The sequence below is a fragment of the Stenotrophomonas sp. YJH_SMC_101-4 genome, assembly GCF_059370395.1.
Map to the genome: position 1 here is coordinate 227,959 of NZ_JCAFTP010000004.1, position 18,601 is coordinate 246,559.

Sequence of the window (18,601 nt, forward strand, 5' to 3'; positions counted from 1 at the left end):
GCAGGGTGGCTCCCGGGCCACCTGCGCCCACGGATGTCGCGCTCGCCTCTGGCAGGTCCGGTTTCGGCCGGGCAGGCTGTGGGCTGCTGTCGAACACCGTCCTACAGGGCGGCGTGACCGGGGCAGGCGAGTGCGATGTTAGCCACGACGTTAACGGTGCGTGAGAGGACGGGCTGGAACTGACCCGGAATTCACGTACCCTTGGTTCATGATTGCGAAGCGGTTCACTTCCGCTTTGTTATCCCTCGTTCCGGTTTCCCCCTATTGAGCGCTCCATGAAAAAGATGCCTCGCTGGCTTGCCGTGTTTGCGGCCCTGTTGCTGCCCTTTGCTGCCGTCGCGCAGCAGAAGGGGCTGGATATCGACATCATCGGCGGCAATGCCTCCGCGCTGCCGATCACCATCGTGCCGATGCCCTACCAGGGTTCGGCGGCTGCACCGCAGACCGACGTCGCTGGCGTGGTCCGTGCCGACCTGGAGCGCTCGGGCCAGTTCCGCACGCTGCCCGAAGCGCAGATCGTCGAGAAGCCCGTGCGTGGCGGCGACATCCAGTTCGCCACCTGGCGCGCGCTGAAGCAGAACTACATCGTGGTCGGCCGCGTGCTCGACGCCGGTGCCGGTGCCTACCGCGTCGAGTACGAACTGTTCGACGTGCCCAAGGGCGAGCGCCTGCTGGGCCTGGCGATGACCGCCCGTGGCAATGCCATGCGTGATGTCGCCCACCAGATGGCCGACGCCATCTACGAGAAGATCACCGGTGTGCGCGGCGCCTTCTGGACCCGCATCGCCTACGTGACCGCCAGCGGCAAGGGCGACGCCATGCGCTATGCGCTGATGGTGGCCGACTCCGATGGCTACAACCCGCAGACCATCGTGCGTTCGGCCGAGCCGCTGCTGTCGCCGTCGTGGAGCCCGGATGGCAGCAAGCTGGCCTACGTCAGCTTCGAGCGTGGCAATTCGGCCATCTACATCCAGAACATCGGCACCGGCGCACGCGAGCTGGTCACCAGCTTCCGTGGCATCAACAGCGCCCCGGCCTTCTCGCCGGACGGCCGCAAGCTGGCCCTGACCCTGTCGCGTTCGGGCAACCCGGAAATCTACGTGATGGACCTGGGCAGCAAGCAGCTGACCCAGCTGACCAACCACTTCGCCATCGATACCGAGCCGACCTGGGCGCCGGACGGCAGCGCGGTGTACTTCACCTCCGACCGCGGCGGCCGTCCGCAGGTCTACAAGGTCGGTGCGGGCGGCGGCAGCGCCGAGCGCGTGACCTTCCAGGGCAACTACAACGCCAAGCCCTCGGTGTCCTACGATGGCAAGAAGATCGCCGTCGCCCAGGGCTCGGGCAACAGCTACAAGATCGCGATGATGGACAGCTCGCTGGGTTCGCCCCGCTGGAGCACGCTGTCCCCGGGCTCGCTGGATGAATCGCCCAGCTTTGCGCCCAACGCGAGCATGGTGTTGTATGCCGCCCGCGAAGGTGGCCGTGGTGTTTTGTATGCCGTCTCGGCCGATGCGCGGGTCCGCCAGCGCCTAGTCCTGGCCGATGGTGATGTGCGCGAACCGGCATGGTCCCCATACCGTACCCAGCGCTAAAAGAGTGTTAATATTTTCGTTGTCTTGAACCCCTCATCGGCCTAGGAGCCACAAAGGTATCGCCATGAACAAGTCCACCCGCGTTCTGCTTGTTTCCCTGCTGTCTGTGGCCGTCCTGGCCGGTTGCTCGAAGAAGGTGAAGGAAGAGCCGGCAGCCCCGGTTGACACCGGCACCTCGACCACCACCCCGACCGGTCCGTCGACCTCGGGCCTGTACGGCCCGGGCGACCTGGACACCGACGCTTGCCTGCGCCAGCGCGTTGTCTACTTCGACCTGGACAAGGAAGACGTGAAGCCGGAATTCCAGGCCATCATGGCTTGCCACGCCAAGTACCTGCGTGACCGTCCGTCCTCGCGCATCACCCTGCAGGGCCACACCGACGAGCGCGGTTCGCGCGCGTACAACCAGGCCCTGGGTGAGCGTCGTGGCAACGGCGTCAACTCGGCCCTGCAGGCCAACGGTGGCTCGGCTTCGCAGCTGACCGTCGTGTCCTACGGTGAAGAGCGTCCGGTCTGCACCGAGTCGAACGAGTCCTGCTGGTCGCAGAACCGTCGCGTCGAAATCGTCTACACCGCGCAGTAATCCATGCGCATTGGCATCAAACTGATGCTGGTCGTTGCGGCAGCCCTCGTGGCTGCCGCACCGGCGCATGCACAGCGACAGAGCCTGGCTGACCGTGTCGGCGCGCTCGAGCAGCAGATGTACAACAACAGTGCCAACCAGGACCTGTTGAACCAGATCAACCAGCTGCGGCAGCAGGTCACCAGCCTGCAGGCCTCGATCGAGCAGTTGCAGCACGACAACGCCCAGCTCAAGCAGTCCGCCCAGGATCAGTACCTGGATCTGGACAGCCGCCTGAACCGGTTGGAAGGGGGCAATGCCGCCCCGGCCCTGCCGCCCGTTCCGGCGAGCGCGCCGAAGGCCGCACCGGCTCGGGCAAAACCCGCAGCGGCGGCCACTTCCGAGCGGCCGCCTTCCGTCCATGGTGATGCCGGCAGCCTTGCCGCCACCGGCGACGAGCGCACCTCCTACAATGTCGCCTTCGATTCGCTGAAGGCCGGCAAGTACGATGACTCGGCGCAGCTGTTCCTGAGCTTCCTGCAGTTGTATCCGAACGGCGTCTACGCGCCGAACGCGCTGTACTGGCTGGGCGAGAGCTACTACGCCACCCGCAATTTCCCGATGGCCGAGACCCAGTTCCGCGAACTGCTCTCGCGCTATCCGACCCACGACAAGGCCGCTGGCGGCCTGCTCAAGGTCGGCCTCTCGCAATACGGCGAGGGCAAGGTCGACCAGGCCCAGCAGACGCTGGAGACCGTCGTGGCGCAGTACCCTGGCTCGGACGCCGCGCGCACCGCGCAGGACCGTCTGCAGTCCATCCGCCTCGGCAAGCAGATCCGCTGATCCGCTGACCGGGCGTACAATGGGTGCCCTGTAGAGCCGAGCCCATGCTCGGCTACTTTCGTTTCCGGACCGGCAAACCCGTCCGGTTGCTGTTGTAGAGCCGAGCCATGCTCGGCTGCTTTCGTTACCGGCCACGGTAGCCCACCCGCCACGTGTCCCACCAAGAACTCCCCGCCATGACCGCCGTTACCCCGTCCAGCGCCGCCGCCACGCCCAGTGAGATCGTGCAGTCGCCCCTGCCACGCCTGAAGATCACCGAGATCTTCACCTCGCTGCAGGGCGAAGCCGATACCGCCGGCTGGCCGACCGTGTTCGTGCGCCTGACCGGCTGCCCGCTGCGCTGCCAGTACTGCGACACCGCCTATGCCTTCCATGGCGGCACCTGGTGGGACATCGACGACATCGTGGCCGAGGTGCTGGCCCAGGGCGTGCGCCACGTCTGCGTGACCGGCGGCGAGCCGCTGGCGCAGAAGCGTTGCCTGGTGCTGCTGCAGAAGCTCTGCGATGCCGGCATGGACGTTTCGCTGGAGACCTCCGGCGCGCTGGACGTCAGCGCGGTGGACCCGCGCGTATCGCGCGTGGTCGACATCAAGACCCCGGGCTCGGCCGAAGTGGCGCGCAACCGGTGGGACAACCTGCCGCTGCTGACCGCCCGCGACCAGATCAAGTTCGTCATCTGCAGCCGCGAGGATTACGACTGGGCCAAGTCCCTGCTGGCCGAGCGCGATCTGGTCAAGCGCTGCACGGTGTTCTTCTCGCCCAGCAAGGGCGAGATCACCGCGCGGCAGCTGGCCGACTGGATCGTTGAAGACCGGCTGCCGGTGCGCTTCCAGATGCAGTTGCATAAAATCCTGTGGAACGACGAGCCGGGCCGATGAGCCCGCGCAGCGTTCCCTGATGTAGCTCCGGCGCGGGACAGCGTGCTGGCTTTCCCCTCCCAACCGGATGTTTTTCCCATGAAGAAGGCAGTCGTGCTTCTCTCCGGCGGCATGGATTCAGCCGCCGTCATCGCCATCGCCCAGGAACAGGGCTTCGCTGTGCATGCCCTGAGCGTGCGCTATGGCCAGCGCCATACCTCCGAACTGGATGCCGCCGCCCGCGTGGCCAAGGCCCAGGGCGTGGTCGCGCACAAGACCGTGGACGTGGACCTGCGCAGCATCGGCGGCTCGGCACTGACCGACGACATCGACGTACCCGAGGCCGGTGGCGCCGGCATCCCGGTCACCTACGTGCCGGCGCGCAACACCATCATGCTGTCGCTGGCGCTGGGCTGGGCCGAAGTGCTCGGTGCCAATGACATCTTCTGCGGCGTCAACGCCGTGGACTACTCCGGCTACCCGGACTGCCGCCCCGAGTTCGTGGCTGCATTCCAGACACTGGCCAACCTGGCCACCAAGTCGGGCGTGGAAGGTGCGGGCATCAAGGTGCACGCGCCGCTGCAGTTCCTCAGCAAGGGCCAGATCGTCAGCGAAGGCGTGCGCCTGGGCGTGGACTTCGGCCTGACCGTGTCCTGCTACAACGCCGACGCCAACGGCGCCGCCTGCGGCCACTGCGACGCCTGCCGCCTGCGCGCGCAGGGCTTCGCCGAGGCCGGCGTGCCGGACCCGACGCTGTACGCCTGATCGCTCGGTAGAGCCGGCCGCTGGCCGGCTTCCCTGTGGGTGCGAACCAGATGGACCTGGTGGATGCCAACCGCTCCCTCGGTGGGTGCGAACCTTGGTTCGCACTCCCTGGCCCGCAAGGCATGGCCCGGCGCTACCGCTGCTGCAACCACCCCGATGCCTCGATAAACGCCCGCACCGCCTTCGGATCGGCATAGTCCAACTCGATCATCCGCGCGATACCGGCCTTCTCGTCGGCCTGCTGGCGCATGTACTCCTGCGCGATGCGATACCCAGCGTAGTACCCCACATCACTCACCCCGAATGGATTGCGGGCGCTGTTGTAGAGCCAGTTGTCGAGGTTACCCCCGTCCATCTCTGCAATGAAACGCGTGCGGATGTCCGCCTCATGCGCGGGTCCGTAGCTGTACAGCGGAAGCGCCGGCCGACGCCCACTCAGTCGTTCGGCCACGTACTCGGCAACACCCTCGCGCACCGCGTACTGGGCCAGGCTGCCGGTGGTCTCGCGCTGCTGGGTATGCACGTACTCGTGCAGGTTGTTCTGCGCGTTGTTCGCCCCCGGACGGCTGTCGTAGAAGATCCGTAGCCGCTCGCGCATCTTTTCGGGCAGTTCGCTCACGTCCACGCGCTCATCGCCCAGCGCCATCTCGGCACCGATCAGCACCTTGTCGCCCAGCGTGGTGCCACCGGTGCGCAGTACACCGACTGCGTAGGTGATGGTGGCCGGGCGCAAAGCCGGGTAGAGCGCCCGGAATTTGGAAAGATCCCGTTCCAGTGTGGCGCTGGCCTGCTGCGCGTTGGCGGTCAACGGCCGAACCGACGTCCAGAAGCGCGGCCACGCACGCATGGCCTCGGCGTATTCGCGGGCGGTGTAGTTGCGGACCTGCATCAGCGCATGCAGGCCGGGGCTGCCTGGATCGATGTAGCGCTCCTGCACGAGTGCGACCTGGCGTTCAACGTCGGGCTCGGCGCGTACCGCGTCATAGGTGGCCCAGAAGCGGCCGATGTCGTCGGTGACGACCTGGGGCGGGGCGGCCAGTGCCGCGCAGGGCAGCAGCAGGGCGGCAATGAGGCAGAGGGGCAGGTGCATCCGTGGCTCCGGGGAAGGATCACAGATGGGATGCGACGACGGCCCGGAAGGTTTAAGCCGGCGGCCCAGATCGGGTAGTGCCGGCCGCTGGCCGGCAACCTCGACGCACCAGGGTTTCACCCGGCCCGGCAAAGTAGGGTAGAATGCCCACCCCGCCGAAAGGCTGGGGCAGTGCAATGGGCCGTTAGCTCAGTCGGTAGAGCAGAAGACTTTTAATCTTTTGGTCGAAGGTTCGAATCCTTCACGGCCCACCATTGCTACATAAGGGTTTCGGAGCGATCCGGAGCCCTTTTTGTTTTTCCGCAATCGCCCATCTTTTCCGCAAAACTACTTCGTCGGGGTTACGCGGTCGCCCTTGCGCTTTCGTGTGTAGGTCTCGGTCATTACCACCGACGAGTGACCGAGCTGGCGCTGCGCCTGGCGAATATCTGCGGATGCATCGGCCTTGTCGGTGCCGGCCTTGGCTCGCAGATCGCGGAACTGGAAGGCCGACTTTTCGACGCCAGCGCGGGCGCGCGCTGCATCGAACCTGCTCCGTAGCTGCCCCTTGCTCAAGGGCTGACCATGCTCATCCAGTAGCAGCGCGGTGTGCACGATGACGGCTCCCGTGTGCTTGCCGCGGCGCTTGAACGTCCTGGCGGCAAAGCGCGCCAGAAGCGCCGCCAGCTCACCTTCGATGGCAATGCGCAGCTTGTGCTTGGTCTTGCTCTGGCTGATGTGCAGGAACCCATCGCGCACGTCACGCCGGTCCATGCTGAGCGCATCGGACGGCCGCTGGCCAGTCAGATAGGCCAGATCCAATGCATCACGCAGCGGTTGATCTGCTGCATCCCACACTGCCCGGTATACGTCGTCTTCCACGTACACATCGCGGCCCGCTTCACCGTAACCTCGCACGCCCTTGCAAGGGTTCTCCGCGTCGGTGAAGCCCCATTCCCTACACTTGTTCCACATGTGGCTCAGCAGGGCCTTTTCGCGGTTTGCGCTGACCGTGGCCACCGTTCCGTGCTTCGTTCGCCAGTCCATGTACTGGCGAACGTGCAGCGGCCTGATCTTGGCCAGCGGGGCAGGAGGATTGCAGAAGAATTCCTCCAGCTTGGCCAGCTCGGCCAGGTTGACCTTCGCCGTCGATGCGCGCTTCTTCGGGATGACCAGCTGCGCGTAACGCGTGGCTGCATCCTTGAAGGTCACGATCTCCGGCACCTGGGCCTCGGTCGCCATCAACTCCGCCCACTTCCGAACCGCCTCCGGGTAGCTTTTACCCAGCGGAGTTTCGCGCCTCGGCTTGCCGCCGTGGTCGAAGAAGTAATAGACGGTCTTCCCCCGCTTTCGCTTACGCAAGTGGGGTATCGAACCAGGATCCTTTGAGCGTCTTCCCATTACGCTGCTGACCTCAGTGCGTTGCTCGTCCAACCGCCCTCGACCTCTGGCGGTTTCTTCGCTGACCCATCAACGGCCGCCCACATCACGACCGGCCAGCCCGCAGCGTTGATCGTATGCGGGATGCCGTTGCGAGCCAGGTTCTGGATCTGCCTGCGCTTTGTATGCGCCCCGGTCAGGTCGGCCACGTCGCCGTGGGCGCCGGGGCGCATGATCTTCTCAGCCGCCGACACGGCGCACCTCCCGCGGCGTTGCCAGAAGCGGCAGCTGCAGCACGTTGTCCGGCAGCACCGGCTCAGCCTTGCGAGCGCTGCGGGCAGGGCGGTTTATACGCCGCCACTCGGCCAACGCCTTCTCGGGATCCTGGCTCTTGCTGGTCGCCCTGCAGGCGCATTCGACCAGGTGGCCGCCGCCGGCGGACGCACAGCGCTTGTCGTGGATGTGGCGCGCGCGGTGGCCGGCGGCGCAGTTCGGCAACCCTTCCGGGTGGCTGATATGTTCCTGGGTCATGTGTCAGCTCCGATGGAAATGCGGGGAATGGCTGGCGCTACACTGGGGTGCATGAGTCAATATGCGAATTCGACGCATGCGGAGTTGTGGCTCCGCGCCAAGGCTGAGGCGGGCGCTCTTCGACAGAGCGCTGACGTTCAGGACTTGGTATTGGCCAAGAGGCCGACGACGCATTGGCAGCGGCAGCAGATCCGAGCCGCCATGGCTCCGGGCGCTGACCGGTCGCTGGCCGACCTGTTGGATGCGCTGGCCAGACAGGTTCACCACGGCCAGCACATCCCCGGGGATGCCGAGCAGCTTCTGCAGGATCCAGCCACCAGCCTTCTGTCTGTGTTCGGCCCGAAGCTGGCCGAGCATCAGCGCAATGCGCGGCACCTGGTGGTGCTGGAGGCGGCGAACGTGGTCCTGCGCAAAGACTCGTCGGCCTGGCTGCATGGTGGAGAGGCCGGACAGACGCCACACGAGCGGTCGCTGGCCAGCAACGGCGGTTTGGCCGCTGTGCTGCAGGAGCTGGAAGCCCGTCGGAAGCGATAGGGCGGTCATGCGAATAGATCCAGTTGGGCCGGCAGCGGCAACAGCGGCGGGTGAGGGGGAGGGGGGGGGCGCCGGCACTGCAGCAGCACGGCGTGGCTTTGCTGTAGGCGGTGCACGGCGCACCAACTGCAGGTAATCGCCGTCTCCGCGCATCTGCCAGGGACGCCCCTTGATCGGGCAAACATCGTGGTAGCCCGCGTCGTAGTGAGTGGCGGGCGGCCCTTCGCGATACCTGAGCTGCACCTGGTAGTGCGATCTACCGGCGAACTTCGCCGGTTCGAGGTGTGGACCCGTCACGCTCTTGACGGTAAACAGCGGAAAGCACCGACTCCAGCGTGTGTCGTCGCCCGGCTGATCGGGTTTGGTGGCGAGGTGCAGGGGCAGTCGTTCGGCGTGGTTACCGCTGGCGGTCCACGATTGAACCTTCTGCGCATCGAGGAGGAGCTGAGCGCTGTGCATCTCCGCCTGGCGAATACGGTGATCGAGTGCCTGCCATGGCAGGAGTGCGTGCGGCGCTACGATCGGCCGGGGACGCTGTTCTACCTCGATCCGCCGTATTGGGAAACGGAGGGTTACGGCGTCGAGTTCCCCTTCGCTGAGTACGAGGCCATGGCCGAGCTGATGCGCGGCTCGGTCGGGCGCTTCGTGGTCTCGATCAACGACCACCCTGAGATCCGCGAAGTGTTCGCCGGCTTCGACCTGGTGCCGCTGCAGCTCGACTACACCATCGGTGGCGGGCAGGGGAGAGGGAAGAAGTTCGGAGAGCTGATCATCAAGAGCTGGGACGACAGCCAGGCCACCCTGCTGTAGACGTCACGCAACTTGCCGGAGCAGGTCCTCGCGATTGTTGCGTGGCGTGTTGACGGCACGGCTGAAGCTGCAGGCCTCCAGCGCTGGCGGCTCGTTGGCCGATAGCATCGTCGAGTGCACTGGCGTCATAGATTGACTTAACTATTCATGAATGTTAAATCTTGATCGCTAAGGCTCGTCTAGCGAATGGATCAAGGACGAAGTAATGATCAAGAAGATACTATTTTCTTCTGTGCTGCTCGCCGCAGGCTATGCAAGTGGTGCGGGCGCTGAAACCATTTCTTGCGATGGTTGTACTCCCGCAGAGATGCAGGAATGGGCAATGATGACGGCGGCCTATAGCGGGAATTCGTATAGTGAAATATATGTCATAAATCGTCACGAGGGTAAGATTCGTCGCTACGCAGTGACCCTCGATCAGCCTGGCCAAGATGTTCCAGGTCAAATTCCAGACGGTTCGACAAGTTACGGGTCTGCAGTCGAGTACGCGGTGCCAGTTCCCATTGCCGACTATTTCTCGATCGCAGTTCAGATTGATGGCAAAACTTACTTCATGCCAATGGGGGCGGGGCTGCCAGACAGTATGTATGATGTTGTAAACAATCCGGCAAGAGAAGCAACCATGCTGGATTGGGTGAGGACCACCCCTGAGAATAGTTTCAATACACTACTGATGCGCGCTCAGATGCTGGTGAACATTCCAGTGTTTGATCTCAATAAGGTGAAGGTTTCAATAACCCTTCATGCTGTAGATGGAAGTTATGCGGTGGTTGTTTTCGATCCCATCGAGAAAAAGTGGCAGCGATTGCCTAACTCCACGCGTGATTCCAGTAACAATCTAATTCCTGCCACAAAGTCAGAGTTGACTGGCGGGGTTGACAGTTTTAGGCAGTATCATTTCAATAACTCGATGGATCAGGGGCGGTTCGTCAACCAAGCGGTAGCATTAGGCGCAACATTCGTTGGTTCTGTCGGTAGTGCGCCTGGTGGCGTGGTGTGTACTTCTATCCTGAAGTCAACGACAGATGGTCAAGAGCGTCAGGAGTCCATAACGTGCAGCTCAGATTAGTTAGTAGGGTCAGTGTTTCAAAGGTGCTGCTCGTCGTGTCTGTGATTTTGTGCGTGATGACGATGCAGAATATCAATAGTGGTGTCAGCCACGTCTATTGGTGGTCTGCTATTGGCTTGGCGTGCCTCGGAGTTGTTCTTGGTTGGCCGCTTGGGCAGGTGCGTCGATATGTTATCTGTGCAATTACGGCTATTGCCGTCCCAGCGGTTCTAATGATCTAACTGCCCAGATTGCTGCAGCCCGCGCTTGGTCGGGCTGCAGCCTTATTCACTTTCGGCACCGCTGCTTGATGCCCTGCCTGCGCGGGATGGCCCTGGTCCTTGCCGGATCCGGGGCTGCAGGCAGCTCGACGCGGGGCGCGTGAGCAGCGCGCCGCCGGCACAGAGTCGAGTCAGACTCGACTCTGCCCGAACGGTTCAGAGAGGTAGCCGGCGCGTTCGCAGGATCTGCGAACGCCCGGTCGTATCCTTCCGGCCATGCGTCCAGCTCGATCACCAAGACATCTCGCTCAAATGCTCCTTCGCGGAGTACGAGGCCATGGCCGAGCTGATGCGCACCTCGGTCGGGCGCTTTGTGGTCTCGATCAACGACCATCCTGAGATCCGCGAAGTGTTCGCCGGCTTCGACCTGGTGCCGCTGCAGCTGGACTACACCAGCGGCGGCGGGCAGGGAAGAGGAAAGAAGTTCGGAGAGCTGATCATCAAGAGCTGGGACGACAGCCAAGCCACCTTGCTGTAGACGTCACGCAACATGCTGGAGCAGGTCCTCGCGATTGTTGCGTGGCGTGTTGACGGCGCGGCTGAGGCGGCAGGCCAGCTATTGCTGGCGGCTTGCTGCGCCTCTCGTTCATTATTTTCGTGTCGTATCGCAGTGTAGTAACGAGACAGCGCGCACCATCGTCTTGCGGTGAATTCATCGCGATGGAGTGATTTATGTATGAACGACGTCGACGGCTACAGATACGCATCCAGCACCAACTTGAAGGGCTGCGAGCGATATGGATACGGGTCAAGTATCGGAGTGAAAGGCTTCAAGCGATACGGGTACATGCTCGACGCAGAAGTGATCGTTCCATGGAGGCTGCGTTCCTGCGAGCAGCGAATCCAGCTCAAGATATTCAGTGAGAGTCGTGCGCGAATATAGTGGAGTATGTTTGGAATGCTGAAGTCTTGTAAGGGTAAGTGAGAACGATTGGTGTGAAATTGGAGTGGATGGCGTATAAATGCGCCGTCCATCTTCGTTCCGTTTGCCTGCAGGTGGTTTGGTGTGTGGCTCATTAGGTGGCCGTGCAGCGCGACTCCTTGAGAGGTCGGTCGTCAACAGAATAGGGGGGCGTCATCAGGAGAGGAGGTGGTCCCAGCATCGAGACGCAAGGCGTCTTGCAGCGGCCTCATTGTCTGCACGGCCAGAACGCATTTCTAGCCTTCTAATCAAGTCATCGGCCCAAGCGTCACGGCTTCCGTGGGGATCTCTTGTGTAGATATCACATGCAATTTTGATGATTGGCTGGATATCTAGTCCGAAACTGGCCCCTGGGAATTCTCCTGTCCCGAACTTAGCGCGCCAGTGGACAACTTCTCGTTCCACATCAACATAATTTTTATCCCTGCTCATGGCACTTTCCTCGAATGCACCGAGGTCACTGTACGCCTGTTGGTCGAATGGGCTCATTCATGTGCCCGGTTCAGTCTTCTCTTGCAAAGCGACCTGCAGCTAACGGGGGGGAGTGCATGCTTCTGATGCGGTGAGTCCACCGCGATGGAGTAATGTTATGAATGACTTCAAACGTGATGCATCCAATACCAACAAGCCGGCTGTGGCGGAGCCGGATGCAGGGAAGCAGAAGCAACAGCAACAGGAGCAGGAACGCCAAGACAAGGAGTCCAAAGAGCGTAACGCCAATGAAGGCGGGGCTCATAAGTCGAATAAGTAAGATCGACTGCGAGTAGTTGAGAGAGGGTGGCGCAGGCTTGCGCTGCCCCTTTTCTGTAGAAGGAGCGGCGATCCGTGGACAGGTTGAGAGATAGGAGCACGGATGCAGAGACTTTGATGGTGCGGGTGGCCTATCAGCTTAGGTGCCCGTCTGAGACGACGTTGCTGCCATGCAAGAGGTGCCGGAGACCAAGCCCCGGCGGCTACCTATGTGCCAATTGCCTATGCGACGACCTCGCCGTTCTGATTGAGAACACGGGGGCTGCAAGTAGATGGCTTTCCTCAGTAAAGATTGCTATCCAGGATGAAGGGACTGTCCTTCGATATGCGAGGAAGGCTGCATCTAAATAGCTTTTTCTCCTCCGCCTTCAAGTCGGTAGCGTGAAGGGCATGGCTTCGAAGTTTGACATTGAACTAATCAGGGAGAAGTGCCATGGGCCTTCAAACCATGCAGTCTAGAATTGAGACCCGCCTCAATGACTTGATAGAGATATCACGAGACGGGAAGGCGTTCTATGAGGAGGCCTCGGATCGAATAGAGAGCTCGGAGCTTTCCGATCTCTTTATGGGCATTGCAGGCGTGAAAGGCGAGCTGGTCGAAGAGATCAGTAGAATTGTCTCCAGAAGTGGTGGTCGTCCTGCAGAGCGAGGCACATTGGTGGGTGCAATGCATCAGTATTATGGGAAGATGCTCGCGGCGTTTGGCGAGACCCAGTACCAATACTTGAAAGAGTTGGAGAAGTCTGAAGAGCGTCTTGTTCAGACGTTCAACGAAGTTCTCAATGATCCGGAGCTATCACAGGACGTGAAGAGGGAGGTTGCGCGGATGATTCCCAAGGTCAGTGAATGCCATTCCGTCATGTTGAATCGGCTGCAATCGATGCATCGACACTAAGGTCGAATTTTCCGCTGCTATCGGATAGTCCACATATGTCCTGCGCGTACGCTCGGCTCACACGTTCTGTGGTTGGAGTGGTCGAAATGCGTTGCAGAGTCGTAGCGCTGGCGCATCGGCCTGACTTGTTGATCAGGTTCAGTCGATTGCAAAGCCGTTGACGTGAGCCTGCATACGCAGTCGCGACGAGCAGAAGCCAGCGCCGACAAGCTTGAGGGCCGGATACGCCCAGATGCGTTTTGCGTCGTTGGCCTCCGTAAAATGGCTCGGGACCAAGACGAAATTCGCGACGAAGATAGGCAGTCCTCCATAAAATATCTGGGGGCAAGTAATTGATTTGTAAGCAAGGATGGGCGGACTTTTAATCTTTTGGTCGAAGGTTCGAATCCTTCACGGCCCACCAATTGCATCCAATGACCCAGGTCATTCAGAAGGGCACCGCAATGCGGTGCCTTTTTTGTTGCGCTTCTCCACGGCAACTACTTCGTCCGCGCAGTCTTCGCTTTAGCCGCCGCCGCGTCAGCAGCCTCCTGTGCGGCCGTTGCTGCTGCATTCGCAGAACGTGCCGCCTCCGCTCTTGCCGCCTCGAAATAGGTGAGCCGCTGCAGACTGGTTCTGCGTTCCAGTTCCATTGCTGCGGCGAAGCTCTCCGGATGCTTTGCAGCACAGGCCTCCTGCACCAGTTGCACGGCACGATCAGACAGCCCGGGCTGGATGTTGCCGAGCAGGCAATCGGCATACGGTACGGGCGCGGCCGAGCTGGCGGCCAGCGCGGCGATGAGCAGGGCACTCAACATGCAAACCTCCTTGTAGGTTTTGAAGGGACTGGCAACCAGTCCGTCCCAAGTATGGACCGGATCTGGGTGCAACGGCGGCTACGCCGGCCGGATATCCCGGCACACCAGTTCCGCCAGCCCGCGGCAGGCGAAGAACAACCCATCGATTAGCCCCTCATCCAGATGGCGGTCGGGCGTGGCCATCGACCGGCAGCGTTCCGCGGCGTGCAGCATTTCCGCCACGGTCAGCATGCCAATGGCGGCACGCTCCGCGTGTGCCATCGCCTGTTCCCGCCCGGGCGGCAGATCGGTTTCCGGCCAGGGCAGACCGTCGGCGCCGTCGCCATCGCGGATGCCCTTGAGGCATCCCCATAATGCGCATCCACGCATGGCGTGGATCTACTTTCGCCTGAGAACAATCGCTGCGATGACGGCTGCGATGCCGACCGGGATCAGGACGACCGCCAGAAGAATGATCCAGTGCCAAATGCTGAATCCCCCCATGTCCCAACTCCTTGTAGGAAACGATGAATGCTAGCAAACGCGATTGCAGTCATTTCCCGATACAGTTCAAGCATCGCGCAGCGCCGTAGCATACAGGCAGGCTTGCCGAATCGGCCGACGCCTTGGTCTTGGCGTTATGCTCGGCACTTTCCCAGGATGGGCCGCTCCATGCGCTTGATCGTGCTGTCGCTGTTGTTGTCCGCCGTCTCCGCCGGGCCGCTGATGGCCGCCGAAACCGCGTCGCCCGCTGCCGCAACTCCTCTGGTCATCGGCGAGACCTTCACCATCGAGTCGAAGGCGCTGGGCGAAACCCGCCGCATCAACGTCTACCGCCCGCAGCCATGGGGCCTGGACCCGAAAACGCGGCTGCCGGTGCTCTACATGCCCGACGGCGGCATCGGCGAGGACTTCCTGCATGTGGCCGGGCTGGTGCAGGTGCTGACCGGCAACGGCAGCATGCGCCCGTTCCTGCTGGTCGGCATCGAGAACACCGAGCGCCGCCGCGACATGACCGGCCCCAGCAAGGACCCGCAGGACCAGAAGATCGCGCCACGCATTGGTGGCTCGGCGGCCTACCGCACGTTCCTGCGCGATGAACTGATGCCGCAGGTGCGCCAGCGCTACCCGACTACCGACGAACGCGCGTTGATCGGCGAGTCGCTGGCTGGCCTGTTCGTGGTCGAAACGCTGCTGCAGGAACCGACACTGTTCAACAGCTACATCGCGCTGGACCCCAGCCTGTGGTGGAACCGTGGTGCAATGCTGGCCGGGGCGGCCAAGCAGCTGCCGGCGGTGACGCGTGCGCAGCCGCGCGTATTCCTGGCCAGCAGTGGGCAGCCGGAGCTGGCCGCATCCACTGCACGACTGGCCGAGTTGTTGCAGCAGGCTTCGCCGTCGCCGCTGGTGAAGTACCTGCCGTTGCCGGAAGAAACCCACGCTACGATCTATCATCCGGCCGCATTGCAGGCGCTGCGCACACTGTTCCCGGCGCCGCCGGCCTCGCCCTGACCGCACTGGCAGCGGGTTGCGCACCATGCAAGGATGCGGCAGCGGCGCCATCCGGTGCGCCGCCCGCAATGGGAGCGTGTGGATGCAGCGTGTGCGTGGATGGAGTGTGGCGGCCTGCCTGGCCGTGAGTGGCTGTGCGATGTCGGTGGCGCCGCCGGCAGCGCAGAGTGAAGCGAAGGAGAGCCCGGCCGCCGCAGTGTCGGGCGTGGTGCTGCCGGATACCGAAGCGCTGCGCGTGCACGATCCGATCGGCCGCGATTATCCGGTCTGGGTGGCGTTGCCGGCCGACTACGCCGCACATCCGGAAAAGCACTATCCGGTGCTGTACGTGACCGACGCGCTGTACAGCTTCCCGCTGGTGCGCAGCGTGGGCAACCTGGTGGGCCAGAAGGGTGTCAACCTGGAGGATTTCATCCTGGTCGGGCTGCCGCCGCAGGAAGGGCTGACCTCCAAGCAGAGCCGCTCGCGCGACTATACGCCCAGCGATCCGGCGCGTACCGATCCGCGTGATTACAGCGATGACGTGAGCTACGGTGGCGCGGCGCACTATCGCGATTTCCTCGCCGAGCGGGTGCTGCCGATGATCGATGCGCGCTACCGCACTGATCCGGCGCGGCGCGCCTATGCGGGTCATTCCTATGGTGGCCTGTTCGGCGCCTATGTGCTGACCACGCGCCCGGACATGTTCCGCACCTACATCCTCTCCAGCCCATCACTGTGGTTCGACGACCATCGGGTGCCGCGCATGCAGGCCGAGGCCAAGGCGCCGGCGCAGCCGACCACGGTGGTGCTGTCGGTGGGCAGCTTTGAAACGGTCAAGCCCGAACCGCGTTATTTCACCCGCAACGACATGCTGCGCCACAACGCAGAATTCGCCGAGCAGCTGCGCAGCAGCGGGCGATCGTTGAAGGTGGAGAACATGGTGATCGATGACGAGGATCACTTCACGGTCTACCCGGACATGATCACCCGCGCACTGCTGAAGGTGTTCCCGGGTAGCGGGCCGTACAGCAGCGGTTGATCGCAGGTTCAATCCACGCATGGCGTGGATCTACCGGGGTTGTTGACGTGGATCCACGCCGACGAGAAACGGAATCAGTAGATCCACGCCATGCGTGGATGATCCCCTCAGGCCGCGCTGGCCTGCGGCGGCGGCATCAGCGCGGCATCCGCTGCGTGCCGGAAGCACAGGCGGATGGCATCGAGCAGCTCGCTCATGCTGTATGGCTTGGGCAGGAAGTGGATGCCGGCGCGCAGCTGCGGCAGCACGCGATGCTGATCCATGCCGGAGGTGACCAGGATCGGCAGCTGCGGCAGGTGCTCGCGCACGCGGTTGGCGGTTTCGATGCCGCTGATGCCGCCCAGGCAGACGTCGGTGAACAGCAGGTCGAACGGTTCACCGGCGTTGAGCAGGCCCAGCGCGGCCTCGGCGCTGCTGACAGCGGTGACCTGGCAGGCCTGGCTTTCCAGGGCGAGACGGCTCAGTTCCTGGGTTTCCTCGGCGTCCTCGATGAGCAGGACGCGCGGTTCCACAAAGCGCTTGGACAGCAACATGACGCGGCAACTCCGGACAACAGGGGGAGCAAAAGGCGCGCAAGTATGCGCAAGCCGGTAGTGATCCCGGCGTGCACGGCAAGCTAAGTGGGCGTTACAACCGCGTCTGGCGCCGGCGATGCACGTGCCAGGCCAGGATCGCGACCGCGAGCAGGGCGGTGCCGATGCGCAGGCCGGTGGCCTGCCAGCCCAGTGCAACGGCGTCATCAAGGCTGAACACGTTCCAGGCCAGGTTCATCGACACGTGCAGGACCAGGCCGCACCACAAGGTGTCACCGTCGAGGTGGTCGAGCCAGGCGAAGATGAAGCCGCCCAGGGCGATCACCGCGCCGACGAACAGCGCGAGGCCGCCGCCGTCGAACCCGCCGAAACCCAGCCAGTGCACCCAGCCGAACAACAGCGCCTGCGGCAGTGCGAGCCATGGCCAGGGGGCGCGCACGATCTTCACCAGCAGCACGAAGCCGAGGCCGCGGAACAGCACTTCCTCGGCCAGTGGGAACAGCACTGCCAGCATCGTGGCGTCCAACGTGGTCAGCGCGGTGTTCGGTGAACCGAGCAGCGCCAGGCCCAGCCAGCAGGGCAGGCTGGCCAGCAGTACTCAGAACGGGCCGCCCCAGCCGTTGCCGCGCAGCCCCAGGCTGGTCATCAGGCCCATCCCGCGTGGCCGCAGCAGCGCGGCCAGCAGGAGTGCCACGAGCACGGCCAGCGCGTTGTCGAGCAGGCTGCCGCCGTAAGCAATGGGCAAGGCGGGAATCGGCGTGCCTGCGGCGGCTGCGATGTCGCGCAGATTCAGGCCAACGCCGACGCCGAGCAGCACCAGCAGCAGGCGCGCGGCGCTGGGCAGGCGGGACAGGGCGGTCATGCACGCACTCCCTGCGGAACCAGCATGCAGTGTGGAAGGGGCCGGGCACGCTGGCACGCGCCGGAAGTCCCTGTGCCATCGGTCATGTGTTGCCGCACAGTCATCACAGGGCAGGTACAGTCGTTACCAGACCGACAGGAGCAATGCCAATGCTGTGCCCCGTGTGCAAGACCCAGACCCTGCAGATGGCCGAACGCCATGGCATCGAGATCGACTATTGCCCTGGCTGCCGCGGTGTCTGGCTGGATCGTGGCGAGCTGGACAAGATCATCGAGCGCGCGGGTGCGGGTAGTGCGGTACCGCCGCCCGCCCCGGCGCAGTCGCAGCCGGCCGCCGCGCCGCCGCCGGTGATGCATCGCGACACCCGTCATCTGGGCCAGCGCTACGAGGACAACCGGGGCCAGCAGTACGGTCGCGGCTACAAGAAAAAGAAGAAGGACAGCTTCCTGTCGGAGCTGTTCGACTTCTAGCCGCTTCGCTCTTTGTAGCGTCTAGCCATGCTCGACGCTACAGGGGCCGCATGATCACGGCCGGCGCAGGATGAACTCGCGGTCGTGGGTATCGCCGACGATGAAGTCGTACTCGCCCACTTTGCTGCACCCATAGCGCGCGTAGAAGCGCTGCGCGCCGAAGTTTTCTTCCCATACGCCCACCCACAGGGTGCGGCGCTGCGGCTGGTCCAGCCAGGCCATGAACGCGTCCATCATGCGTGCACCATGGCCGCCGTTCTGGTGTGCAGCCAGAATGTAGAACCGCTTCAGTTCGATGTCGCCCTCGCATGCATCCGTGTGCGGCAGGGTGTTGGCACCGGCGGCCAGATAGCCGACCACGGCGTCACCGTCCATCAGCAGCCAGATGGCACTGCGTGGGTCGGACAGTTCGATGCGCTGCGGTTCGCTGCTGTAGTGATCCTGCAGGAAATCGTGCAGGTCCTGCGGCGGATATGAGTCGCCCCAGGTCTCGGTATAGGTGGCGATGGCGATCGCCGAAAGCGTGTCGACGTCGGCGAGGGTGGCGCGGCGGATCTGCAACGACATGGCGGTGCCTGCATTGGA

The 18,601-nt window shown here is 63.1% G+C and carries 22 protein-coding genes, 1 tRNA gene and 1 pseudogene; 15 read left to right on the top strand and 9 right to left on the bottom strand.

What is annotated here, in order from left to right:
• Positions 1–275 precede the first annotated feature (275 nt).
• The 5 genes from tolB (at position 276) to queC (ending at position 4,622) form a co-directional block, all read left to right on the top strand.
• A complete protein-coding gene (gene tolB / locus AC5P8D_RS15325; protein WP_032128528.1) occupies positions 276–1,595 on the top strand; it encodes a Tol-Pal system beta propeller repeat protein TolB in 1,320 nt (439 codons plus the stop codon).
• A 64-nt stretch (positions 1,596–1,659) separates the two neighbouring features.
• Entirely contained in the window at positions 1,660–2,178 is a 519-nt protein-coding gene (gene pal / locus AC5P8D_RS15330) for a peptidoglycan-associated lipoprotein Pal (protein ID WP_005410748.1), read from the top strand.
• Between the two features lie 3 nt (positions 2,179–2,181).
• Positions 2,182–3,000, top strand: a complete 819-nt coding sequence (gene ybgF / locus AC5P8D_RS15335; RefSeq protein WP_495203463.1) for a tol-pal system protein YbgF — start codon at positions 2,182–2,184, stop codon at positions 2,998–3,000.
• Between the two features lie 176 nt (positions 3,001–3,176).
• A complete protein-coding gene (gene queE, locus AC5P8D_RS15340) occupies positions 3,177–3,878 on the top strand; it encodes a 7-carboxy-7-deazaguanine synthase QueE (RefSeq protein ID WP_071306421.1) in 702 nt (233 codons plus the stop codon).
• Positions 3,879–3,956: 78 nt separating this feature from the next.
• A complete protein-coding gene (queC, locus tag AC5P8D_RS15345; protein WP_329760943.1) occupies positions 3,957–4,622 on the top strand; it encodes a 7-cyano-7-deazaguanine synthase QueC in 666 nt (221 codons plus the stop codon).
• Between the two features lie 133 nt (positions 4,623–4,755).
• Here queC and AC5P8D_RS15350 read toward each other — a convergent pair whose 3' ends face one another.
• Positions 4,756–5,712, bottom strand: coding sequence for a DUF2268 domain-containing putative Zn-dependent protease (locus AC5P8D_RS15350; protein WP_329760944.1), 957 nt, complete (start codon positions 5,710–5,712; stop codon positions 4,756–4,758).
• A 178-nt stretch (positions 5,713–5,890) separates the two neighbouring features.
• On the opposite strand from AC5P8D_RS15350, the gene AC5P8D_RS15355 reads away from it, so the two are divergent.
• Positions 5,891–5,966: transfer RNA gene (locus tag AC5P8D_RS15355), tRNA-Lys, on the top strand.
• A gap of 73 nt (positions 5,967–6,039) precedes the next feature.
• Here AC5P8D_RS15355 and AC5P8D_RS15360 read toward each other — a convergent pair.
• The 3 genes from AC5P8D_RS15360 to AC5P8D_RS15370 are packed head-to-tail and all read right to left on the bottom strand — an operon-like array spanning position 6,040 to position 7,602.
• On the bottom strand, positions 6,040–7,092 hold the full coding sequence (locus AC5P8D_RS15360; RefSeq protein ID WP_159360819.1) for a tyrosine-type recombinase/integrase: 1,053 nt from the start codon (positions 7,090–7,092) through the stop codon (positions 6,040–6,042).
• Positions 7,092–7,304 (bottom strand): DUF4224 domain-containing protein, encoded by a 213-nt coding sequence (locus AC5P8D_RS15365; protein WP_100447143.1) that lies wholly within the window; start codon positions 7,302–7,304, stop codon positions 7,092–7,094. Before AC5P8D_RS15365 ends, AC5P8D_RS15360 begins: the two co-directional genes overlap by 1 nt.
• Before the next feature lie 7 nt (positions 7,305–7,311).
• On the bottom strand, positions 7,312–7,602 hold the full coding sequence (locus AC5P8D_RS15370) for a hypothetical protein (protein WP_100446460.1): 291 nt from the start codon (positions 7,600–7,602) through the stop codon (positions 7,312–7,314).
• 51 nt (positions 7,603–7,653) lie between these two features.
• Between AC5P8D_RS15370 and AC5P8D_RS15375 the strand changes: the two genes are divergently transcribed.
• From AC5P8D_RS15375 to AC5P8D_RS15400, 6 genes are all read left to right on the top strand, one after another.
• Complete coding sequence (locus AC5P8D_RS15375) at positions 7,654–8,136, top strand: hypothetical protein (protein WP_157805978.1); 483 nt, start codon at positions 7,654–7,656, stop codon at positions 8,134–8,136.
• 417 nt (positions 8,137–8,553) lie between these two features.
• Positions 8,554–8,946: a DNA adenine methylase gene (locus AC5P8D_RS15380; protein WP_235652565.1), complete on the top strand. Its 393-nt coding sequence runs from the start codon at positions 8,554–8,556 to the stop codon at positions 8,944–8,946.
• Positions 8,947–9,151: 205 nt separating this feature from the next.
• A complete protein-coding gene (locus AC5P8D_RS15385) occupies positions 9,152–10,015 on the top strand; it encodes a hypothetical protein (RefSeq protein ID WP_159360492.1) in 864 nt (287 codons plus the stop codon).
• Between the two features lie 537 nt (positions 10,016–10,552).
• Complete coding sequence (locus AC5P8D_RS15390; RefSeq protein ID WP_053092029.1) at positions 10,553–10,753, top strand: DNA adenine methylase; 201 nt, start codon at positions 10,553–10,555, stop codon at positions 10,751–10,753.
• A gap of 1,033 nt (positions 10,754–11,786) precedes the next feature.
• A complete protein-coding gene (locus AC5P8D_RS15395) occupies positions 11,787–11,948 on the top strand; it encodes a hypothetical protein (protein WP_019658981.1) in 162 nt (53 codons plus the stop codon).
• Between the two features lie 432 nt (positions 11,949–12,380).
• Positions 12,381–12,842, top strand: coding sequence for a PA2169 family four-helix-bundle protein (locus AC5P8D_RS15400; RefSeq protein WP_043400569.1), 462 nt, complete (start codon positions 12,381–12,383; stop codon positions 12,840–12,842).
• 479 nt (positions 12,843–13,321) lie between these two features.
• Here AC5P8D_RS15400 and AC5P8D_RS15405 read toward each other — a convergent pair whose 3' ends face one another.
• Positions 13,322–13,639, bottom strand: a complete 318-nt coding sequence (locus AC5P8D_RS15405; RefSeq protein WP_010481695.1) for a hypothetical protein — start codon at positions 13,637–13,639, stop codon at positions 13,322–13,324.
• 78 nt (positions 13,640–13,717) lie between these two features.
• Complete coding sequence (locus AC5P8D_RS15410) at positions 13,718–14,008, bottom strand: hypothetical protein (RefSeq protein ID WP_019337548.1); 291 nt, start codon at positions 14,006–14,008, stop codon at positions 13,718–13,720.
• A gap of 282 nt (positions 14,009–14,290) precedes the next feature.
• Here AC5P8D_RS15410 and AC5P8D_RS15415 point away from each other — a divergent pair, with 282 nt between their 5' ends.
• A complete protein-coding gene (locus tag AC5P8D_RS15415) occupies positions 14,291–15,130 on the top strand; it encodes an alpha/beta hydrolase (RefSeq protein WP_329840945.1) in 840 nt (279 codons plus the stop codon).
• 82 nt (positions 15,131–15,212) lie between these two features.
• On the top strand, positions 15,213–16,151 hold the full coding sequence (locus AC5P8D_RS15420; protein ID WP_100446454.1) for an alpha/beta hydrolase: 939 nt from the start codon (positions 15,213–15,215) through the stop codon (positions 16,149–16,151).
• A gap of 107 nt (positions 16,152–16,258) precedes the next feature.
• Here AC5P8D_RS15420 and AC5P8D_RS15425 read toward each other — a convergent pair whose 3' ends face one another.
• Together AC5P8D_RS15425 and AC5P8D_RS15430 are read right to left on the bottom strand one after the other, a co-directional pair.
• Entirely contained in the window at positions 16,259–16,684 is a 426-nt protein-coding gene (locus AC5P8D_RS15425) for a response regulator (protein ID WP_010481704.1), read from the bottom strand.
• Positions 16,685–16,778: 94 nt separating this feature from the next.
• A pseudogene (locus AC5P8D_RS15430) lies at positions 16,779–17,546 on the bottom strand (CPBP family glutamic-type intramembrane protease).
• 149 nt (positions 17,547–17,695) lie between these two features.
• On the opposite strand from AC5P8D_RS15430, the gene AC5P8D_RS15435 reads away from it, so the two are divergent.
• Positions 17,696–18,016 carry a TFIIB-type zinc ribbon-containing protein gene (locus tag AC5P8D_RS15435; protein WP_057503042.1) on the top strand — a complete coding sequence of 107 codons (321 nt, stop codon included), beginning with the start codon at positions 17,696–17,698 and terminating at the stop codon, positions 18,014–18,016.
• Between the two features lie 54 nt (positions 18,017–18,070).
• Here the strand turns inward: AC5P8D_RS15435 and AC5P8D_RS15440 are convergent, their stop codons facing one another.
• Positions 18,071–18,583, bottom strand: coding sequence for a GNAT family N-acetyltransferase (locus AC5P8D_RS15440; protein ID WP_109814753.1), 513 nt, complete (start codon positions 18,581–18,583; stop codon positions 18,071–18,073).
• Between the last annotated feature and the right edge of the window lie 18 nt (positions 18,584–18,601).